The sequence below is a fragment of the Streptomyces sp. Y2F8-2 genome, assembly GCF_014905555.1.
GTDB lineage: Bacteria > Actinomycetota > Actinomycetes > Streptomycetales > Streptomycetaceae > Streptomyces > Streptomyces cynarae.
The window spans coordinates 187,718-208,359 of record NZ_BNGS01000010.1; the positions used below are offsets into that span (position 1 = coordinate 187,718).

A 20,642-nucleotide genomic window follows, 5' to 3' on the forward strand; every position below is an offset into this window, starting at 1 on the left:
TGGCCTCTCAGGTTCGGTCTGCGGACAAGAGACGTTTCCGCCAGGGATGGTCCGGGGCGGTCACCGCGATCGAATCCGCTAGCCAGACGCGTTGCGACTCGTCCAGGAGCGGCAATACCGCTTCGAAGTCAGTCTCGTCCTTGTCCCGTGTGGCCTTCGTCTTGTAGAAGAGCTGCACCTCGGGCGCAAGGTAAGGGATGCCGGTCGGACTCCTCCGCCCCAATCGCGCGAGCGGAAGTCGGACCCCTGGGTTGCGCCGCGAGACCCACTGGGCGCCCTCGGCCTCGTCCAGCATGAGTTGCACCGACCAGGGCGCCTTACGTGTGCGTCTGCACCAGATGTCGTGGAGGGGCACTTCAAGCATCTCGCCCGGACGCCAGGGACGAAGGCGCCCCGCGCCAGGCGGGTCCGCCACGTGCATGTCCCAGTCGCTCAGCATCTCTCGCGCAAGCGCCTGGTCGCGGCGGAGGACCAGGACGTCGAGATCGCCGTGCGGGCGTAGCTCGCGACCGACGGCGAGTTCGATCGCGTACCCGCCGGCGATCCACCACGGGAAGTCGGCTTCGGCGAACATCGCGGCCAGGTCCTCCGGGCGCGTCGGCACCCAAGGCCCCAGTTCGTGAACACTCATCCGTCCATGCTTTCAGCGAACGAGGCTCTGGTAGAGGGGGACATCACAGGTAGGCAGAATGCAGTGGTCGGCTATGGGGTGAGCCGGTTCGGTCCGCGGAAGAGGAAGGTGGCCTCGCGGATCGACTCCAGGCCGAGCATGACCATCAGTACGCGTCCGAGGCCCATGCCCATGCCGCCGTGCGGCGGGCACCCGTACCGGAACGCGTTCAGGTAGTCCTGCATCGGCTCCGGGCGCATGCCCTTCTCGGCGGCCTGCTTCAGCAACACGTCGTAGCGGTGCTCGCGCTGGGCGCCGGTGGTGATCTCCAGCCCCTTCCAGAGCAGGTCGAAGCTCAGGGTCACGCTCGGGTCGTCGGCCGGCCGCATGTGGTAGAAGGGCCGGATACCCACCGGGTAGTGCGTGACGAACACGAACTCGTGGCCGGTGGCCTGCCGGATATGGGCGCTGATACTCCGCTCACCCTCCTGGTCCAGGTCCTCCTTGATCCCCTCCGGGTGCCAGCCGCCCTTGCGCAGGATCTCGTGCGCCTCGGCCATGGTGATACGGGGGAAGGGCGTCGTGGGGACCGTGATCTCCACACCGAACCGCTCGCGGACGGCCTCGCCGTGGGCGTCGGCCACCTTGGCGATCGCGTGGGCGAGCATCCGCTCCTCGAACCCCATGACGTCCTTGACGCCGTCGATCCAGGCCAGCTCTACGTCGACGCCGGTGAACTCGGTGGCGTGCCGGGAGGTGAACGACGGCTCGGCACGGAAGACGGGACCGATCTCAAAGACCCTCTCGATTCCGGCCGAGATCGCCATTTGCTTGTAGAACTGGGGCGACTGGGCCAAGTAGGCGCTGCGACCGAAGTAGCCGAGCTCGAAGACCTCCGCTCCAGACTCCGAGGTGGTGTCCATGAGCTTGGGGGTGTGCATCTCCGTGGCGCCCTGCGCGTAGGCGTACTCGCGCATCCCTTGCTCCAGGTGAGGGTCTTCGCCTCGGGGCGCGAGACCGCCTTCCCAGCTGCCGGCGGCTCTCTCTGCTCGCGTGGTCCCTGGCTACTCGTCTCCGTCAACGCGTTGCCCGGAAGGATATGAACGCCGTGATCTCGTCCGCAATCGAGAAATCCCTTGGTGACTCCCTCAGCGTGCGTGCTTCCCCGTGAATGGACCAGACGTCGGCGAAGTTGCTTGCGTATCCTCCCAGCGTGGGGACGACAGAGGTCGACTGGGCGTATGAGCTGGCTGGCGAGCTGCTGCGGGACCGCCTTCCGCGCAGATGGGCACACACGCAGGGCGTTGCCGCCTGTGCCCAGATGCTGGCGCCGCTGGTCGGCGACGACGCTGAGGTCCTGGAATCCGCGGCAGTGCTCCACGACATCGGCTATGCGCCCCCGCTTGTCGAGACTGGGTTCCATCCGCTGGACGGAGCCCGCTACCTGAGGAACGCACACGCGGCGGACGAGCGGATCGTCAGGCTGGTGGCGAACCACACGTACGCCCTACTGGAAGCCGAGGAGCGCGGCCTGCGTGACGAGCTGGCCGCTGAGTTCCCTCTCCTGGATGATCCGCTGCTCGCAGACGCGCTGGTCTATTGCGACATGACCACGACGCCGGACGGGCAGCGGACGACGTACCAAGAGCGGCTGCAGGAGATCTTGGGCCGCTACGGCGAGGACAGCGTTGTCGGCCGCTTCATCCGCCGTGCCGCGCCGCACATCCACGCGAGCGTGGATCGAGTGCGGGCGGCTGCGATCGAGGCTGGCATCCAGCTGGGAGCGTGAGTCGTCACCCGAGGTACGGATACGCCCCGGTGAGGTAGTGGCCAATCTGCTCGTGCATGCTCGGGTGGATGTCGAGCGTGTGCAGCTCGTCCGGGTGGACCCACCGCACGCCATCGGCCTCGTCGTTGACTGTGGGCTTGCCGCCGACGGGACGGCCGATGTACACGGCCTCGTACTGCTGTCGGATCTCGCCGTCGGTGTACTCGATGATGTGCTCCGGGTTGGAGTAGACACCAAGGAAGCCGATGACCTCGGCGACGATGCCTGTCTCCTCCTCGCACTCACGCACGGCGCATTGGGCTGGTGTCTCGCCGATGTCCTGGGCTCCGCCGGGCAGGGCCCACTGGCCGGTGTCGCGGCGTCGCTGGAGGAGGATGGCGCCTTCGTCGTTGATCACGAGCATGTTGCTGGCGGGGATCAGGGTGTTGGCCTTGGGGGCCTTGGGGTCGTTGTAGTACTCGGTCCTGCCCACGGTGTTGCTACTCCTGCCTGTCGGGCGCCCAGGGGCGCGCGGATGCCCACACGGCCTCGAAGCTGTCGCTGTACCGCTGGAACCATTCCCCGCCGTCGGTGTTGCGGAGCTGGAGGAGCGGGTTGGCGCTGGCCGGCTGGCCCCAGATGTGCGGGTTGACCATGAGGTGGTCGTCGTATCGGAAGATCGAGTTGTAGAGCGTCGTGTCGTGAAGGCGCACCTCACAGCCTGGGTAGCCGACGAGGTCGCGGTAGTAGGTGAGGGACGCCTTGATCTTGGCCGCGAGCGTGTCTCCGATGCCCTCCTCCCTGCCCCTGACACGCACCGCTTCCCCGTACGGATCACCGAAACACAGCCGGACGCGCACGCCCGCCTGCGCCCTTTCCTGGAGCATGCTCGCGATGTGCGGGTTCGTCTGCGCGAAGAAGGTGCCAGAGAACACAAGCACGTCAACCTGCTTCATGGCACCCAGAAGCAGGGAGAGCCACACATCGCGTGGGACGCTCGCCCGGTTGGGGTAGGTGTCGACGAGTTCCGAGCGGGCCGCGCCGAGCCGCTGAGCCCCCTGGCCGTTCTCGGGCCACAGGTATGTCTCGTCGACCCGAAGCAGGTTCGCGACCGTCCAACGGTGCCGGCGGTGGGGGACTCGGCCACCGATCCATCGGCTGGCGGTCTTGGGATCCACGGAGCAGGCTTCGGCCAACTCCTCCACCGTCAGGCCCCGTTGCACGAGTGCGGAACGCAGTCGCTCATTCACTCAGGCAAGCCAACCGGACCATGACAGCAGGCCGCAAGTGCGATGGCCCCGCTGGACGCGGTTGTGGCCGGAACTGTTCGTACGCCTACGCTGGACCGGTGCCACTGATCGTGCTCTGGGACATCGACCACACCCTCATCGAGAACGCCGGCGTCAGCAAAGAGATCTACGCCGCCGCCTTCGAAGGCGTCGCCGGCCGTACCGCTGACCATCCTGCCCGCACCGAGGGCCGGACCGACCGGCTGATCCTCGCGGGGATGTTCCGCGACCACGGTATGGAGCCCCCGGAGTGGGCGTTGATCCAGCCAGCCCTAGAGGCCGCCGGCGCGGCACGTGAGGCTGATCTTGCCCGTCGTGGCCGGGCGCTTCCCGGTGCCCGTGAGGCGCTCGCCGCGGTAGCGGCCGAGCCCAGCATGATTTCCTCAGTCCTCACCGGGAACGTCCGGGCGAACGCCCATGTCAAGCTCAGGGCTTTTGGACTGGACAGTCTGGTCGACATCGAGTGCGGAGCGTACGGAGCGGACGCAACGGACCGGGCGGACCTGGTCGACGTCGCCCGGTCCCGTGTACGGGCGACTTATGGCACGCCGCCCGACACGCCTGTGGTCCTCATCGGTGACACGCCGCGTGACGTCCAAGCCGCCCTCCACTCCGGCGCGCATGTGATCGGCGTGGCCTCTGGCGTCCACAGCGCGGACGAGCTGAGGGCGGCCGGCGCAGGCACCGTGCTCACCGATCTCACGGACGTCGCCGCCCTGATGCGTCACCTACGGTCGTTGACTCACGCCGTCTGCTGAAAACGTCCCAGGACGTCCGTAAGAAGTCCCTGCGCGTGGTTCGCCGTCCTGCCTTACGACGGCACGCTCTTGGGAGCCGTCGGCGGAGCGTCCCCCGCGCTCCGCCGACGTGCTATCCCTCTCCGGCCTCATGGATGGAGCACGCGCGTGACAGCTTTACTCGGCGGACAGGCGGGCACGGCGTCCACACTCGCGGACGTAGAGCGGCTCGCGCGGCGGTACGGGGTGCCGGTCGAAGACGCCCTGCTCACCTCGATCAACCTCCACGGAATCGACGGGGAAGCACCGCGTCATCGCGCCCGCCTGCAGGTGCGACTGGACAGCGCGCGGTCCGTGCCCTGGCAGCTCATCGTTCCGCTGAATGCGGCGGAGTCGCCTTTCCGGCTGATGGACGATGGACAACTGCTGCTTGGGGACTCCCCGGTTGGCACGGTGGAGCGGATCGACGCCGATGAGGCGGTCGGTGGCTACTTCCGCGACGGCGGCGCCGCTTTGACGCTCAACCCCAATGCCCGCAGCCGCTGCGTGGGTTGCGCCTTCTGCCCCAACACCCTTGAGGCAGCGGCGGACCCTCGGCTGTCGGAAGAACAGGACCTCCGGGAACTCCTCGCCGCGCTGCGCGAGCAGCACCCCAGGCGGGACCTTACGGAAGTCCGAGAGGTCAACGTCTCCACCGGATGCTTCGAGCGGGAGCCCGCGGCCGTCGACCACATGCGGGCCCTGCGATCGGTTCTGGCCGAGTACGGCATCGAAGCCAGGCTCGGCTTCCTCACCTCGGTGCTTCACTCCAGGCAGGCGTTCGACGAGCTTGCCGACATAGGCCCCTTCGTGCTCCGGCTCACGGCTGAATGCTTCACGCGTCGTGACCTCCTGTTGAAAGCCAGCAAGGCGGTGCTGACGACGGCCTCGATGCCGGAAGTGCTGAGGCGGGCGGTCGCCGCCGGCCACGGGACGTCGTTCACGTACATCGCGGGTCTGGACGACCTCGACGCACTGCGCACCGGCGTGGAGACCCTCGCGCCGTACGTGACCGAGTTCCCGAACTTCCAGGTCTACCAGGCCCACAACCGCATCATGGCCGGCCTGCGCGCCTCCGGCGCTCAGGAGCTGGAGTACTACCTCCGCGCCCGCGCCGAGATAGAGAAGATCATGGAGCCCTCCGGGCTCCGGCCGACGGCATGGGAGTGCTATCGCCCCCTGTGGTACTTCACCTTCGCTGACGAGACCCTGGTCGGCGCTTGATGGAGAACGATGCCGTTCTGGCCGAGGCCCTGTGGAGAGCGATCTGCTACGCCTCGGTGTGCCAACTCCACCTACGGGACAATGTCCTGCTCAGCCAGCCGCTGACTGCCGAACACGTGAAGGAGCGTCCGTCCGGCCACTGGGGGACCGTGCCGGGGACCGCCTTCGCCTTGACCCACCTCGCCCTTGCTGCTGGGGCTCTCGACGGGGAAGTCGGCCTCGTGCCGCTGCTCGGAGCCGGTCATGCCGGCGTGGTCCAGCTCTCGGCGTCCTGGGTGACAGGTGAGTTGGGCAGGCTGCGTCCGGAATTCGGACCGGACGCCGGCGGCCTGCGGCGGCTCTCCCGGGCTTTCCCTGACGTGGAAGGGATGGGAGCCGAAGTCACCCCGGCGCTTCCGGCCGGTGCCTTTCTCGGCGGACGACTCGGGGGCTGCCTGCCCTTCGCCCAAGGGGCCGCGCTCGACGCTCCCGGCAGGGTCGTCGTGCCTGTGATCGGTGATGGCGAGTGCGAGACCCCGACGACAGCAGCGGCCTGGCTCGCCCACGGAGATCTCACCGGTGCCGCAGTACTTCCCGTGGTGCACGTGAACGGCTTCCGCATGGGCGGTCCGTCGCTGCTCGGACGACTGGACGACGTCCGGCTCCGGGCGTACTTCGCCGGTATCGGATGGCGGGCCGGGATCGTCCACGTCACCGCCGGATCGCAGGCGGAGCACGCAGCTTTCCACGCCGCCCTATGGGACGCCCTGGAGGCCACTGTCGCAGGCCGGCCCACGGCACTGGTCCTGCGCTGCGTCAAGGGATGGACTGGCCCTGGCGCCCTCGGCGGCCAGACGCTTATCGGTACGGCCGCTCTGCACAAGACACCTCTCACAAACCCGCGCGCCGACGCGCAACAGCTGTCACAGCTCGACGACTGGCTTGCCTCCTACCGGCCTTCCCATCTGTTCGACACGCGGGGACGCAGCCGAGGGCCCCTGGCGGAGGCAGTCGCCCGGGTTCGCTGGTGCGCCCTGCCCCGTGCGCGGTCGGCCACCCCGGATGCCCCGCGAGTACCCAAGGCTGCCTCATTCACGAGCGCGGTCACTGGGACAGTCCGGCGGCACGCAGGACGAGGCGACTTCCTTCTCCTCAGCCCCGACGAACTGGCCTCCAATCGTCTTCCTGACCTCGCACGTGAGCGATGGGCTCACGAGCTGCTGGCGGAGGAGGTGCTGCTGGAGTGGCTCGCCGGCTGGACCGCCAGCGGGCGACGGGGCCTGCTCGTGTCGTACGAGAGCTTCGCCCCTCTGCTCACCAGCGGGCTGGTGGCGCACATCAAGCAGCGGCGCCTCGACGGCGCGAAGGGCCTGCCCAGTCTCAACGTCCTCCTGACTTCCTACGGCTGGCACAACGTCCACACGCACGGCGACCCGTCCCTCGCCACTGCCCTGTTGGCCCTCGGTGCACCCGGAGTCCGGGTGCTGACGCCGGCGGACCCGACTCGTACCGCGGCTGTCCTGGATGAGGCGCTCGACTCGATGGACCGCGTCAACTTGATCGTCACCGGCAAGCACAACCGCACGCTCCACCCGGAAGATTCGCTGGACGAGGAGCGGAGCCGTGGTCTCGCGGTGTGGTCGCACCTCAGCGACGACGACGAGCCCGACCTGACGATCGTGACAGCGGGAGACATCCCCGCTGCCGTAGCCACGGAAGCCGTCGACCGTATTCGCGACAGTCACCGGTGCCGGGTCCGCGTCGTCAACCTGCTGGACCTCACGGTTCTCGGTGCCCCAAGCACCTGGCCGAGGGGGCTGAAGGGTTGCGAGGTCGAGCACTATTTCGGTTCCCACGCTTCCGTTCTCTTCCTCACCCTGGGCCACCCCGCGGCTGTATGGGGGCTGTTGGCGGGGAGCCTCCGCCGCCCCGTCGACGTCATCGGCTGGCAGGAGCCCGCCGGCCCGATGCGGCAGCGCGATCTCGCCCGCACCATGGGCTTGGACGTGCCGGGAGTCGAGCGGGCCGCCGACCTCCTCCTGGCATCTCGCGAGGTGGTCCGATGACCTCGTGGACCATCCAGGACCTCCGCGTGGTCCAGGCCAGGCAGGCGACGGCAGCCGGGGACGACTCCTTCTTCGTCGCGGTCCGCGCTGGGCACACGCTCGGTTGGTACGGCCCGGTCAGCGAACGCGTGGGACGCTACGTGAACGACGTACTGGCCCCTGAGACGAAGGACGCGCTGGTCACTGACCACGCCGGCTTGCTGGACCATCTGCGGGCTGCGGCTCGCAGGCGCCCCAATGAGGTTGCCTCGTGGGCGGTCGGCACGGTCGACTGCGCTGTCTGGGACCTCCACGGCCGACTCGCCGAGCGCACCGTGGCCGAACTCCTCACCACCACGCCACCTCGGCCGCTGATCCCGGCGTACGCCTCCTGGCTCACCCAGGATCTCAGCAGCATCAACAGCCCGAACGTACTGGCCGGCGTCATGGCAGGCGGCTGGAGCTTCACCAAGTGGGGGCTTCGCCGGAATCCGTCCGACCCATCAGGGGAAGCGGCGGTCCGCATGGCCCAGGCGGTCGAGCGCTGCTCTCAGGCTCTCGACGCGCCGCTCGCCGTCGACGCAGTCGGCACCTGGACACCGGCCGTGGCCCTGGCCTTCGCACAGGTAGCCGATCCCTCCTGCCTTCGGTGGCTGGAGGACCCGCTTCCGCGCCACGACGCGGACACCTACGAGCTTCTGGCGGCCACCCCGCTGCCCTTGGCAGTCGGCGAACGCGCGCACTGCGACGAGGACCCCGTCGGCCTGATCCAGTACATACGGCCCAGCGCCCTGACCCTCGACGCCGTCGGATGCGGCGGACTGACCCGAGCAGCACAGATCATCCCAGTCGCTCAGGCCCAGGGCGTCCCCGTGTATCCGCACGGCCGCTCGCTCGTGCCCGGCCTCCACCTCGCCGCTGCCTACCCCGACGCCGTTCCGGCCGTCGAGTACCGGCTGCGTTGGGAGCCCGGCCGCCAACGCCTCTACGAGATGCCGCGCCGCCCTGAAGACGGCCACATCCGCCTGCCGGACGCCTCTGGTCTCGGCACCACGCCAAGGAGCACAGCATGCCCAGCGCCCCACTGAACGTTCCCGTCGAGGGCACGGTCACCCACAGCCCCGAAGGGCCCCTGCTCCGCCTGACGCGACGGCTTGACGGCCACGACACCTTCCTCACCGGGAGCCTGGACATCGCGGACTCGTCCATCCCCGTACGCATCCTGACCCTGGACGACGTCACCGTCCTGCGGCCCACGAGCGAGTTCCCCGCGCCGGCCGACGGCGAGCACTGGCACGGTCGACTCCACCTGCCGCACGGATTGCGCCCGCGCAGCGTCCCACCGGACCTCAACGCCGCCGCCGATCAGGAAGGGCGATCACTCGACGCGCTCGATGAGGCGGAGCTGCGGTACGCCCTCACCTTCCTGTCGGAAGCCACCACCCCGGACATCCGACAGGCCCGAATCGAAGCCGTCGTCTCCGCGCTCCCGGCCACCGTGGGGAGGACCCAGTGACGACACGACCCGAACTGCTGGTCTCGGTGGACGTCGGGGGCACCCTGGGCATGGCCGACGGACCCGGCCTGACGATGCGGCTTGTCGAAGCGTCCCCGCTCCCTCCGGCGCGTACGCGCGAGATCCTTCGTTCCAGCCTCCACACCCGACCGGCCCTGACCGACTCCCTGGTGCACGAGGTCTGCGACGCCATCCAGGTGCCGGCGGAGACGTTCCCCCGCGATGTGCCGCCGGCCCCGTTCAGCCTCTACCCCGGCACGACCGAGGCCCTGCGCCAGATCAGCTCTGTAGCCACCGTCGTCACCCTCTCCAACGTGACCTGCGTCGACGCCGACACCGATGGAATGCGCACGCTCCTCTCTCCCTGGGTGAGCGATTTCTTTCCGTCCTGCCGCATTGGCCACACCAAGCCCGACCGTCGGGCCTTCCAGGCCGTGACCGAGCACTTCCACACGGAGCCAAGTGGCCTGATCCACGTCGGTGATGACTGGACGTGCGACATCGTGGGTGCCGTCGAAGCAGGGGCGCGCGCCATATGGATCTCGCGCGGAAGGCAGGTCCCCGACGAGTCCCTGCTCGTTGATCACGGTGTGCTCGTCGCCGACGACTTGGCGGCAGCCGCCGCCCACATCCAGCACCTCGCACCACGGAGCGCCACATGAGCCTGTTCACCGGAACCGCCAGCTACTACCGCCAGTTCCGCCCCGGCATCCCCGAAGACGTCGCAGCGGCCCTGGACCAGGCCGCCCCCACCCGGACCGACGGCCCGCGACGCCTGCTCGACGTAGGCACCGGCACCGGGCTGGTCGCCGAGGCGCTGCTCGGTCGCTTCGACGACATCATCGCCATCGACAACGACGCCGACATGCTCGCCGCGGCGGAGTCGGCACTGCACCCGAAGCTCCCCGAGGGCACGCGGTTGTCGCTCGTCGAGAGCACCGCCGAGGACTTCGTGCCGCCCGCCGACTGGAAGGCAGACCTGGTCACGGTCTGCCGCGCGTTCCACTGGCTCGACCAGGCCGCCGTACTGGCCCGCCTGGACGATCAGGTCGCTCCCGACGGTGTCGTCGCCATCTTCGGCGACAGCAGCTTCTGGACCGCCACCAGTCCCTGGAAGGAAGCCGTCCGAGACGTCATCAAGACGTTCCTCGGCGAGGAACGGCGGGCCGGCTCCGGCACCTTCCAGCACCATAACCGCCCCTACAGCGAGATCATGGAGGAGTCGCCCTTCGACCAGGTCGAGGAGGCACGGATCCCCGTCCACCGAACCTGGACCACCGAGAGCATCCTCGGCTACCTCTACTCCACCTCCTTCGCCGCACCCCACCTCTTCGGCGACCGGCTGCCGGAATTCGAGACCGCGGTCAAGGAGCGGCTCACGGACTTCAGCAAGGACGACACCTTCCCGGAGGAGAACGAGTTCCTGATCCGCTTCGGGCGGCGGAGCAGGAGGTGACGACCGCCAGCAACAGACGGGCGTTCGCCGCGCTCACCGCCCCGAGTGTGGCGGCCGAGCTCGGCGAACGGTCCGTCCTGTGCCTGCCACTCGGGTCGATCGAACAGCACGGTCCGCACCTGCCGTTGGACACCGACACCGTCATCGCCGAGCGATTCGCGCACCGTCTGGCCGCGCACTCAGCGGGCCGGCACGACCTGTGGGTCGGGCCGGCCATCCCCTACGGCCTCTCGCCCGAACACGCCGGCGCGCCGGGAACCATCACGCTGGACCTCCACCTGTACGCGACGCTGATCACCACGCTCGTGGCCGAGTACATCCGTTCCACGGGGGTCGGCTCCGTGCTCCTCGTCAATGGCCACGGCGGCAACCGCGGCGTGCTGGAGGCGGTCGTCCACCAGCTCCGCCACTCCCACGGCGTCACCACCTGCGTGTTGCACCCGGCCGCACTCGCCGCCAGCCGCGTCCCGATCGGCAGCGAGTTGCCCGAGGTGCATGCCGGAGTGCTGGAGACCGCCCTCATGCTCGCCCTTGAGCCGGATCGGGTCCGGCTGGACCTCCTGCCGAGCGAGGCGTTCCCCGACCCCGGCCGGCGCCGGTCGATCGGCCACCTCGTACTCGATCGCGGCGTGACGTGGCCCTGGTCCTCCGACGACCCCGAGCTCGCCGCCGATGGTGTCATCGGCGGTGATCCGCGCAACGCCACCCCGGAGCTGGGTCACAGGCTTCTCGCCGCAGCGCTCGACGCGAGCACGCACGTCCTCGACCGCATCCACAGAGCCACGTCCCGTGGCACGTCGCAGAGCTTACGGAGGCACCATGCCCCTCACGCCTGAGGAGAAGGCCACCTTCAAACGGGATGGCGTCCTCATACGCCGCGCACTGGTCTCCCCCGCGCTCGTCCAACGCGCCACCTCACTGGTCGGGAGCTGGTACCGCGGTCTGAAGCCCAGCGACGTCCCGGCCTTCAGCCAGCGCACCTTCGCCCCCGAACTCGGGAACCACCCCGACATCCTCGCCCTGTACGAGGAGACGGACGCGGCCGAACTCGCCACCGGCCTCCTCGGAGACACCCTCCCCGTCGCCACGGCCCAGATCCAGATCCGCGTACCCGAGTCGGAATTCCCCGGCGTGCAACCCGAGAAGGCGATGCACGTGGACGGGGTCTCCTGTCCTCACCTCGACCCGCGAGAACTGCGCACCTTCTCGCTCCTCGTCGGCGTCGTTCTGTCCGACGTGTGCAGCGCGCAGGACGGAGCGCTGCACTACCAGCCGGGCGGTCACTACACCATGGCGGACTGGTTCCGGACCCAGTGGTCGCTCGGCATGACGGAGCAGGTGCCCCCAGAGGTCGACCAGGAGCGGGGTGTCCCTCTGCTCGGTGCCCCCGGCGACGTCCTGCTCATGCACCACCTCGTCCCGCATTCGGTGGGCCGGAACCTCACCCCCTTCCCCAGGGTGATGGCCTACTTCCGCGTTTCCCACCCGGACCACGCCGGCCGCCGCCTCGAAGCTCTGCGCGACCCGTGGCTCGACTATCCGCCTCTCGCCGCGGCGCCTCAGCCCGCAGCCGAAAAGGAGTAGCCCATGCGTCTCATCGGACCCGAAGACCTCGATGCCGCGGTACAGGCGATCGAGGCCGGAGGACTCGTCGTCGTCCCGACCCGGCGCTGGTACATGGTCTGCGCCGACGCGAGCAACGCGCGGGCATGCGACGACATCATCGCGGGCAAGCGCCGCCCGAGCGGCAAGCCACTCGCCTATGTGGCCACCTCCACCGCCTCCTGTGATGAACGCTTCATCCTCAGCCCGGACGCCAGGCGCCTCGCGACGGCCTTCTGGCCCGGTGATCTCGCACTGCTGCTGCCGTGGAAGAACGCCGAAGACGCCGCCCAGCACGCGGCAGTCGGATCTCCCGCCCTGGTCACGATCGCTCCGGACATCCTCGGGGACCTCGCGTCGGCGGTGAAAGTCCCTCTCGCGGCGACCACAGCGAACATCTCCGGAGACGCCGGCCCGGACGACCCGGGCCCGGCCATCACCATCGACCAGGTCCATGCCTTCCTGGCCGCCTCGGGCCTGGAACCCGACGTCATCATCGACGGCGGGGTGTGCCCGGCGGCGAACCACATGACCATCGTCGACTGCTTCACCCCGGAGGCCCGGCTGGTCCGTACGGGCCTCGTCCACCAGCGGGCCATCTCGGCGGCGCTCGGCACCGAGATCCGGACCGCCTGACGACTTCGCCTCCTCCTGCCAAGCAGACAGGAGCGGACTACCGGAGCGAACATGATGCCTACGACAGGAGGGCCACCCGGTCTTGACATGCGCCCGGCAAGAGATGACGACGCGCTGCGGCGAGTCCTCGAAGACGCTTCTATGGGGCGATGGGAAGGGCCCCGAGACCTGCTGACCACTACCGGTGCCGACTGGGACCGCCGAATCTTCCGCCTCCAGGTGCTCGCCGAAGCGGGGGCTCGCCTGCGTTTCGCCGACACCTGGGCGAAGGCGGAACCGCGCTCGCCGCACGCGCTGGCTCTCCTCGCGAACGTTCAGGCCCTTCGCGCGATGATCGCCGGGCAGGGCGGCGGCCGGTCACTGATGGAGGAAGCGTGGGCCACCTGCCGCACCGCGTTGGGAGTGTGGCCGGATGATGTGGCGCCCCTGGTAGTGATGCTGGCGTTGCTGCGGACCCATGCACCGGACCGGGCAACCCTGCGGCAGGTGTGGGTGGAGATCAAGCAGCGTGACCCGTGGAACCGCGAGGCCCACCACGAGGTCGTCACCTACCTGTTCCAGCGGTACCACGGCCGGCCGGGGGAGGCGATGTGGTGGGCGGAGGAGCAGGCGTCCATCGCCCCGCGAGGGCTGCCGATCGCGGTCCTGCCCCTGGTCGTGATCGCCGAGGCCCACCGATCCCGTCAGGAGCGAGACCAGACGGCGTACGGGCTGACCATCCACCCCTGGATCGACTGCCCTCAGATCGACCCCGTGCTGGAACGCTGGTGGCGCTACCGCGCGCCCGGCCCGCACGCCTGCTTCGCCGATGACGCCAACTACCTGGCACACGCCCTGTCGTTCGCCAACCGCCACAGCGAGGCGGCGGAGGTCTTCGACGCGATCGGCCTGTACGCCACGCACCTTCCCTGGGCCTACTGCGGTCAGGCCGAAGACCTGTTCCTGCGGCACCGCGCCTGGGCTTACAACCCGCCAAGGCGCCGGCACCCCTGACCACCCTGACACCACCCCTCCTAAGCACGAAGGACGGCACCCCCATGCCTCTTGACGTCTCCCGCGTCTCCGACGAGGAACGCCTGAAGCAGCTCGGCTACCAGCAGACGCTCTCCCGCTCGATGTCCGGCAGGGCCAACTTCGGCGTCAGCTTCACGATCATCTCGATCCTGTCCGGCTGCATGACCCTGTACGGCTACGGCATGAACACCGGCGGCCCGGCCGTGATCATGTGGGGCTGGCTGTTCGTCGGCCTGATGACCTTGTTCGTCGGCCTGTCGATGGCCGAGGTCTGCTCCTCCTACCCGACCAGCGCCGGACTGTACTTCTGGGCCCACCGCATGGCACCCGCGAGAACGGCCGCCGCCTGGGCCTGGTTCACCGGCTGGTTCAACGCCCTGGGCCAGATCGCAGTGACCGCGGGCGTCGACTTCGGCGCCGCGACCTTCCTCAACGCGCTGCTCGACCTTCAGTTCGGTTTCGCGGCCACGCCCGGTCACACCATCACGCTGTTCGGGATCATCCTTGTCCTGCACGGCGTGCTGAACACCTTCGGTGTCCGCATCGTCGCCTTCCTCAACGAGGTCTCCATCTGGTGGCACATCCTCGGCGTCGTCATCATCTGCGGCGCCCTGGTGCTCGTGCCCGACCACCACCGGTCGACCGGCTTCGTCTTCGGCGAGTTCGTCAACAACACCGGCTTCTCCTCCAGCACCTACGTGGTGCTGATCGGACTGCTGATGGCGCAGTACACCTTCACCGGCTACGACGCCTCCGCCCACATGACCGAGGAGACCATCGACGCCTCCACCGCCGGCCCTAAGGGCATCGTCCGCTCGATCCTCGTCTCCCTCGCCGCCGGCTTCATCCTGCTGTTCGGCTTCACCTACGCCATCCAGTCCTACCCCGGCGCACTCGCCTCCGGGACCGGGGTGCCCCCGGCGCAGATCCTCATGGACGCCCTCGGCGCCGCGGCCGGCAAGTGGCTGCTGCTGGTCGTCATCGTCGCCCAGCTCTTCTGCGGCATGGCGTCCGTCACCGCCAACTCCCGCATGATCTACGCCTTCTCCCGCGACGGCGCCCTGCCCTTCTCAAAGGTGTGGCACCAGCTGAACCCCGCCACGCGGACGCCCACCAACGCGGTATGGCTCGCCACTGGCGGCGCCTTCGTCCTCGGCCTGCCCTACCTGTGGAACACCACCGCTTACGCGGCCGTCACGTCGATCGCGACCATCGGCCTGTACATCGCCTACGTCATCCCCACGTACCTCCGGCTCCGCCAGGGGAGCCGGTTCGAGCGCGGCCCCTGGCACCTCGGCTCCTGGTCCCTACTCGTCGGCACGATCGCCGTCGCCTGGGTCCTGCTGATCACCGTGCTGTTCATGCTGCCGCAGACTTCGCCCGTCACCGCGCACACCTTCAACTACGCGCCTGTCGCGGTCGGCGTCGTCATCGCCTTCTGCGGCATCTGGTGGCTGGCGTCCGCGCGCAAGTGGTTCCTCAATCCTGCGCACCCGCGCAACTCCACGCTGGATCGGACGGGTGCCGGTGGGAGGGCCGGCGTCCGCTGAGAGGAGCGGCCGGATCCGGTGCTTGCCGAGAAACGGCTGAAGCGTGTCGGGCGAGCACCGAAAGCCCCTGGTCGTCGGTGACCAGCCCGCAGCGGGCTGCGGCCCGCGCTGACCGAAAACCGTTCACTTAAGGTGATCGCATCTCGACCCGCTGTCAGTGGTGCGTGCTCTCATAACCTGCGCGGGGATCGTCAACAGCCTGAGTTACTTCATGGCGGTACGGATGGAGGCGTGCGAGCGGGTCGCTGTGCCGATAAGGGCCATGGCCCGGTCTGCCGAACGCAGCCTGCCGGTTGAGCCGGGGACAGCCCGATGAGCGGCCGACGTCCGGCGCGGCGTCCCGCACGGCGCCGGCCGGCCCGCCGTTCCAAGAAGCAGGACGACCAGTTGGACGCCCTGGACCACCGCGCGTTCGAGTTCGCCGTACGGGACCTGATGCGACGGGACGGCTGCCAGGCGGAGCAGCTCGGCGGTGCCGGCGACAACGCCTGCGACGTACGCGCCGTCGATCCCCTGGGGCGCGTCTGGGCCATCCAGTGCAAGCACCGCCGGGACGGAGACCGCGGCTCCGCCGTCGGCGTCGGTGTCCTGCAGCAGGTCAACGGCACCGCACGGCAGATCCACGGAGCGGACGTAGCTGTCGTGCTCACCAACGGCCGCTTTTCCTCCAAGGCCATCCCCTGGGGCGCGGAACACCGGATACACCTCGTGGACCGCCGTCTGCTGGGTGAATGGGCGGCCGGGTCCCGACCGCTGTGGGATTCGCTGGACCGCATCCCTCCTCCGCGCCGTTCATCCGCGCTGTCTTGACCTGTCTGGCGGGGCGGTTGATGCAGCGGAAGGCCCGGATCGGGGCGCGTCCGCCCCTGCGGCCTTGGACGCCACTGTGCGGGAGGCGAATCTGCCCCGATCCAGCCATTGGACAAGCGCCCCGTCGCCATTCGCTGGTGATCGAAACCCGCCGCGGTCGAGTCTGGGCTATGCAAAGGGGAGGGCAGAGGTGTTGCGTACGGGAGGAATGGCCGGGTGGTTCTGAGCATCAACGTGGCGGTTCTGCTGGCAGTCGTCATCGTCTTGCGGCTCCGTCGACGCACAGAGGCCCGGAGCCGGTTCGATGAAAAGCTGACTGTGGTCATCGTGCTGGTGTTCGGTGTGCTGATCGCGCCCACGAGCTTCGGGCAGGGCGTTCTCAACGCTGTCGGCCAGGTAGCCCACAGCCTGTCGCAGACCAGTAGCCCCTGATCTTGAGCGTTACAGATGAGGCTGTCTGACGACGCAGCGGCCTCACAGGCGGCCCTGGCATGACGTGCCCATCGACGTGATCCGGCCGTTAGGCTCGCAGTCATGACCGCAGGGGAGCGCGTTGTCGTTGTCGGGGCTGGGGTGGCTGGGCTCACCACGGCCGTCGTTCTCGCCGAGGCCGGGGCTTCGGTGCACGTGATCGCCGAGCAGGTGCCGGGGGTCACGTCGCTGGCGGCCGGGGCGATGTGGGGGCCTTACCTGGTCGAACCGAAGGACAAGGTCGACCAGTGGGGACAACGGTCCCTGGAGATCTTCCGGGAGCTGGCCCAGGACCCGGCGACGGGCGTCCGGCTCACCAGTGGCATCGAAGCATCCCGCACGGCCGAAGCCGCGCCGGACTGGGCCACCACTTTGCCTGGTTTCCGACCGTGCGAGCGGGCTGAACTCCCGGCCGGGTTCACGGCGGGCTACCGGTTCACCGTGCCACTGATCGACATGCCCACCTACCTCGACTACCTCCTGCGCCGACTCCGCGACGCTGGCGGTGTGGTCGAGCAGCGACGGCTGACCTCGCTCTCGGACGCCGGTCCGGCTTCGGCGATCGTCAACTGCGCGGGCCTCGGGGCGCGCGACCTGGTTCCGGACCCCGACCTCCGGCCCATCCGCGGTCAGCACGTCGTCGTCACCAACCCCGGACTGACCGAGTTCTTCTCCGAGGACACCGGCCTCTCCCCGGACCTCCTGTGCTTCTACCCCCACGGCGACACCGTGGTCCTGGGCGGCACAGCGATCGACGGCGAAGGCGATCTGGCCCCCGACGACAAGGCGGCGGCCGGCATCCTCGCCCGCTGCGCCGAGGTCGAGCCCCGCCTCGCCGAGGCCCGTGTCCTGGAGCACCGGGTCGGCGCTCGACCGACCCGCGCCACGGTCCGTGTGGAGGAAGAGGTGGGGGAGGACGGCACCGTGGTCGTGCACAACTACGGGCACGGAGGCGCCGGCGTCACGCTGTCGTGGGGGTGCGCCGAGGAGGCTCGGGCGTTGCTCTCCGCCAAGTGATCTGCATGTGGAAGAACAGACGTTGCGATGTCCGCAGCGCGGGATCGCTCAGGGCGCCCCGACACGCTTGTAGCCGAACCACAACCGGCCACCGGTCTGTCCGAGCACCTCGTCCACGACGGCCACGAGGGTCTCTGCTCTCCCGTCTAGTGCCTCCTGTAGGCCGTGGTGGAGGCGTGTGCTGAGCCCTGGCGCGGTCGTCTCAAGACGGCGTGCCAGCCACTTCCCACCGCCACCCCACGACCCGCCAATGGCCAGCGTCAGCTCACCGGTGCGTCGGACCAGTTCGGTCGCGATGAAGAGACGCTCGCTCTGGTCGTCGCTTCCCGCGAGGTCGTCCAGCAGGTCAGTGATCGCGTAGCGGCGGTCGTCGATCTCTTCCATCGACACCGGGGGTGGTCCGGCGGTGGTCAGCTTCCGGGCCTGTGCGGCGAGGCGGGCTCCGAGACCGTCGGTGTCGAAGAGCAGCAGTCCGTCGACACACATCCACAGCAGCGGTGACCGGCGCTTGCGCAGCTCCCGTTCGACGTAGGCGTGCCACGTCGCCTCGGTGTGAACGAACATCTCCACCGGCCAGCCGGCGTACTGGAGGCTCGCCCGGTAGGGGGCTGGGGCTCCGTGGAGCAGGACCACGACGTCGAGGTCCGACGTGGCCGTTCGGCGGGCTGTCACGACGCTGCCGCCCAGGAACGCGGTGCGCGTTTCGGGGTGCTGTTCATCCACGACGGCGCGTGCGGCCTCGATCGCATCCATGCGGCAACTATCAGCACTGCCCACACCGGGCGCACGCCGTTTTCCGCGGCTGGACAGCGAGGTCTCGCGCACTGCGTCTCAGTTCGCCGGGGGCAGACAGCAAAGATCCACGAATGACTGGTCAGCGCCGCAAGGGCATGTGAACCTGGACGACCTTCTCGCAAAACACCAGGTCAAAGAGGTGATTGCTCGTGACTGCGGCACCCCAGGGCCCCGGATTCTCCACCAGCGTCGAGGCCCTGCGGCTGCGTGAATGGCTGCTCGGCCCGGGCCAGGCCACACTCGTGATGGATCAGTTCTCCGCCGACGACTTCCACCTGGTCGTCGACGACCGCGCGGACGTACACGTCAACTCGAAGGATGGATCCTTCTATCTCGGGTGGTTTCCGTCCGGCCGCCCTGGTACCGACGGCGAGGGGTGGAAGATCGCCGTCACCGGTACGGCCAAGGTGCGCGGCTACCACATGTCCTTCGACACGGAGACACCGGCGGACGTCGTCGCTGCCGCAGTCGCGCGCGTGCTGGAGACCTCCCAGCGGGTGTGACAGCCAGAGGCTCGAGTCGCTCCAGCCCCCCAACCTCTTGGAGGCATACCTGCATCCCGATTTCCCGATCGATCCACCCGCTCCGGCCTGCGTCCCGTCCGCTTACTGGGTCGGTCCCCGGCACCTGGCCGGTGACGACGGACGCCTCTACGACGCCGTCGCTGACACACTCGCCGGCCTGGGCTGGACGAGCCTGACGCTCGTCCGCGGGCGCCAGGAGCCGGAGGAGGCGCCGGAGGACCGTCAGGTCCTGCGCAGCACCGTCCTGCACATCAGCCCCGACTCCCTGCGGTGGGCCCAGTGGGTCCTGCCGGACGAGCCCTTCCACCTGGGGAACCTGCCGATCGCCTGGCAAGTGTCCGCGCGTACCCACCCGAGCAGTCCGCTCGCCCAGTGGTCGGCCTACTTCACCCCCGACGTCCCGGGGGAGATCCTCGCCGGCTTCCTCACCGCGCTCGACGCCCGCAATCAGCCCGCCCTGCCATGCGGTGGCCCCGAGCTGGTCCTCGACGCGGTAACGGCGCACGGCTGGCTGCGCGACGTCGACCAGCCCAGCACGGGCGCGGTGGATCCGACGTTCGCCTCGCACGTCCGCCTCGGCGAGGTGCCGCCCCTCATCCAGGATGGCGATCCACTGGCGCTGGTGGCTGAGGCGGAGGAGGCGGCCCTGGCCGGGTGGCAGGCGTGGGCCGAGCCGGTGCTCGGCGCGGGCTACCTGTGGGCCGCGTCGTTCAGCGCCAGAGTGCCGCACGACCTCGTCGCCGCGTTCGCCGACTCCCTCAGCTCCAGCGCGCCGGTGCTGCGCCGGGTGCTGCCGGAGAGTACGCGCGATCGGCTCCTGCGCGCTCCGGCCTGCTGAGGGCCCGTCCAACGCATTGAAGCCGGGCCTCCCGTCGGGGAGGCCCGGCTTCGTGTACCCGCAGATTGGGCCGCCGTTGGTGTGCGGCCGGTCAGCTTCCTTCGTACAGGGCGCGGAATTCGAGGGTGTCTTCCGCAGTGACGATCTCGGCCAGGCGTTCGAACTCCGCGTAGTCCTCGTCGGTCATGATGGCGACGGCGTCGCTGACCACGGATCCCTTGGGAGAGCTTGGCGAAGTACTTCATGAGCAGGTCGACGAAGGCGTCCTTCATCTCGTCGAGTTCACGCTGCCATTCGTCTTCGAGCTCTATCTGCGCAATCGCGGCGGCCTTTTCCTCCGGGGTGAAGGTGATCAGCAGGTCGCGCTCGGCGCGGGTGAACGGGCGTCCGTCGCGGTGGTAAGGGCGCGTCCGGATGTCGGGGTGGTTGAGGTCAACTTGGTGAGGAGGAGGACGACTTCGGGGCGAACGGAGGAGGGCATGGGTGGTTCCTTGTGTGGTGTCGTGAGATCGGTTTGTGCTGGTGAGCTGGCAGGTGGTGCTCGGGGCATGATGTGCGGGTGCCTTGGTCAAGGAGGTGTGGGCTGCGAGAAGCAGGGTGCTCGCGGAAGGGTGGTTGCTCAGCGTGGGCCGGCGGCGGGGGTGCCGCGCGCTCGACTGCGGTAGGGACGAGGGTGCCAAGGGCATGTTGTGGGGCTTCTGGGGCACCAATGGTCCGGAGGA

The 20,642-nt window shown here is 68.9% G+C and carries 21 protein-coding genes and 2 pseudogenes; 18 read left to right on the forward strand and 5 right to left on the reverse strand.

The features are described from left to right. Positions 1-7 precede the first annotated feature (7 nt). The gene (locus tag SY2F82_RS30080; protein ID WP_200422311.1) at positions 8-631 is read right to left on the reverse strand and encodes a nucleotidyltransferase domain-containing protein; all 624 of its coding nucleotides are present in this window, start codon (positions 629-631) and stop codon (positions 8-10) included. A gap of 71 nt (positions 632-702) precedes the next feature. Next, positions 703-1,599: pseudogene (gene aspS, locus SY2F82_RS30085) on the reverse strand (aspartate--tRNA(Asn) ligase); the annotation flags it as partial. Positions 1,600-1,823: 224 nt separating this feature from the next. Between aspS and SY2F82_RS30090 the strand changes: the two are divergent. Then, positions 1,824-2,399 (forward strand): HD domain-containing protein, encoded by a 576-nt coding sequence (locus tag SY2F82_RS30090; RefSeq protein WP_236041876.1) that lies wholly within the window; start codon positions 1,824-1,826, stop codon positions 2,397-2,399. Between the two features lie 4 nt (positions 2,400-2,403). Here SY2F82_RS30090 and SY2F82_RS30095 read toward each other — a convergent pair whose 3' ends face one another. Together SY2F82_RS30095 and SY2F82_RS30100 are read right to left on the reverse strand one after the other, a co-directional pair. Further along, on the reverse strand, positions 2,404-2,871 hold the full coding sequence (locus tag SY2F82_RS30095) for an NUDIX hydrolase (RefSeq protein ID WP_200422313.1): 468 nt from the start codon (positions 2,869-2,871) through the stop codon (positions 2,404-2,406). 7 nt (positions 2,872-2,878) lie between these two features. Then, positions 2,879-3,628: a helix-turn-helix domain-containing protein gene (locus tag SY2F82_RS30100; protein ID WP_200422314.1), complete on the reverse strand. Its 750-nt coding sequence runs from the start codon at positions 3,626-3,628 to the stop codon at positions 2,879-2,881. Positions 3,629-3,726: 98 nt separating this feature from the next. Here SY2F82_RS30100 and SY2F82_RS30105 point away from each other — a divergent pair, with 98 nt between their 5' ends. From SY2F82_RS30105 to SY2F82_RS30175, 15 genes and pseudogenes are all read left to right on the forward strand, one after another. Then, the gene (locus SY2F82_RS30105) at positions 3,727-4,425 is read left to right on the forward strand and encodes an HAD family hydrolase (RefSeq protein WP_200422315.1); all 699 of its coding nucleotides are present in this window, start codon (positions 3,727-3,729) and stop codon (positions 4,423-4,425) included. A 147-nt stretch (positions 4,426-4,572) separates the two neighbouring features. After that, a complete protein-coding gene (locus SY2F82_RS30110) occupies positions 4,573-5,667 on the forward strand; it encodes a hypothetical protein (protein ID WP_200422316.1) in 1,095 nt (364 codons plus the stop codon). Beyond that, complete coding sequence (locus SY2F82_RS30115; protein WP_200422452.1) at positions 5,667-7,712, forward strand: hypothetical protein; 2,046 nt, start codon at positions 5,667-5,669, stop codon at positions 7,710-7,712. Before SY2F82_RS30110 ends, SY2F82_RS30115 begins: the two co-directional genes overlap by 1 nt. After that, positions 7,709-8,779: an enolase C-terminal domain-like protein gene (locus SY2F82_RS30120; protein ID WP_200422317.1), complete on the forward strand. Its 1,071-nt coding sequence runs from the start codon at positions 7,709-7,711 to the stop codon at positions 8,777-8,779. The genes SY2F82_RS30115 and SY2F82_RS30120 overlap by 4 nt, the downstream gene beginning before the upstream one ends. Beyond that, on the forward strand, positions 8,761-9,207 hold the full coding sequence (locus SY2F82_RS30125; protein WP_200422318.1) for a hypothetical protein: 447 nt from the start codon (positions 8,761-8,763) through the stop codon (positions 9,205-9,207). Before SY2F82_RS30120 ends, SY2F82_RS30125 begins: the two co-directional genes overlap by 19 nt. After that, on the forward strand, positions 9,204-9,869 hold the full coding sequence (locus SY2F82_RS30130) for an HAD family hydrolase (RefSeq protein ID WP_200422319.1): 666 nt from the start codon (positions 9,204-9,206) through the stop codon (positions 9,867-9,869). Before SY2F82_RS30125 ends, SY2F82_RS30130 begins: the two co-directional genes overlap by 4 nt. Continuing rightward, positions 9,866-10,663, forward strand: a complete 798-nt coding sequence (locus SY2F82_RS30135) for a trans-aconitate 2-methyltransferase (protein WP_200422320.1) — start codon at positions 9,866-9,868, stop codon at positions 10,661-10,663. Before SY2F82_RS30130 ends, SY2F82_RS30135 begins: the two co-directional genes overlap by 4 nt. Continuing rightward, the gene (locus SY2F82_RS30140; protein WP_200422321.1) at positions 10,660-11,499 is read left to right on the forward strand and encodes a creatininase family protein; all 840 of its coding nucleotides are present in this window, start codon (positions 10,660-10,662) and stop codon (positions 11,497-11,499) included. The genes SY2F82_RS30135 and SY2F82_RS30140 overlap by 4 nt, the downstream gene beginning before the upstream one ends. After that, positions 11,483-12,247 (forward strand): phytanoyl-CoA dioxygenase family protein, encoded by a 765-nt coding sequence (locus tag SY2F82_RS30145; protein WP_200422322.1) that lies wholly within the window; start codon positions 11,483-11,485, stop codon positions 12,245-12,247. The genes SY2F82_RS30140 and SY2F82_RS30145 overlap by 17 nt, the downstream gene beginning before the upstream one ends. 3 nt (positions 12,248-12,250) lie before the next feature. After that, complete coding sequence (locus SY2F82_RS30150; RefSeq protein ID WP_200422323.1) at positions 12,251-12,901, forward strand: L-threonylcarbamoyladenylate synthase; 651 nt, start codon at positions 12,251-12,253, stop codon at positions 12,899-12,901. Positions 12,902-13,042: 141 nt separating this feature from the next. Further along, positions 13,043-13,894: a hypothetical protein gene (locus tag SY2F82_RS30155; RefSeq protein WP_200422324.1), complete on the forward strand. Its 852-nt coding sequence runs from the start codon at positions 13,043-13,045 to the stop codon at positions 13,892-13,894. A gap of 44 nt (positions 13,895-13,938) precedes the next feature. Beyond that, positions 13,939-15,465, forward strand: a complete 1,527-nt coding sequence (locus SY2F82_RS30160) for an amino acid permease (RefSeq protein ID WP_200422325.1) — start codon at positions 13,939-13,941, stop codon at positions 15,463-15,465. Between the two features lie 384 nt (positions 15,466-15,849). Then, positions 15,850-16,275: pseudogene (locus SY2F82_RS30165) on the forward strand (restriction endonuclease); the annotation flags it as partial. A 216-nt stretch (positions 16,276-16,491) separates the two neighbouring features. After that, a complete protein-coding gene (locus SY2F82_RS30170) occupies positions 16,492-16,707 on the forward strand; it encodes a hypothetical protein (protein WP_200422327.1) in 216 nt (71 codons plus the stop codon). Positions 16,708-16,809: 102 nt separating this feature from the next. Continuing rightward, entirely contained in the window at positions 16,810-17,763 is a 954-nt protein-coding gene (locus SY2F82_RS30175) for an FAD-dependent oxidoreductase (RefSeq protein WP_200422328.1), read from the forward strand. Between the two features lie 48 nt (positions 17,764-17,811). On the opposite strand, the gene SY2F82_RS30180 is transcribed toward SY2F82_RS30175, so the two are convergent. Next, entirely contained in the window at positions 17,812-18,516 is a 705-nt protein-coding gene (locus tag SY2F82_RS30180; protein WP_200422329.1) for a nucleotidyltransferase domain-containing protein, read from the reverse strand. Between the two features lie 191 nt (positions 18,517-18,707). Here SY2F82_RS30180 and SY2F82_RS30185 point away from each other — a divergent pair, with 191 nt between their 5' ends. After that, positions 18,708-19,061 carry a DUF317 domain-containing protein gene (locus SY2F82_RS30185; RefSeq protein WP_058081339.1) on the forward strand — a complete coding sequence of 118 codons (354 nt, stop codon included), beginning with the start codon at positions 18,708-18,710 and terminating at the stop codon, positions 19,059-19,061. A 37-nt stretch (positions 19,062-19,098) separates the two neighbouring features. Continuing rightward, the gene (locus SY2F82_RS30190; protein ID WP_058081340.1) at positions 19,099-19,920 is read left to right on the forward strand and encodes a DUF317 domain-containing protein; all 822 of its coding nucleotides are present in this window, start codon (positions 19,099-19,101) and stop codon (positions 19,918-19,920) included. Positions 19,921-20,642: the final 722 nt, after the last annotated feature.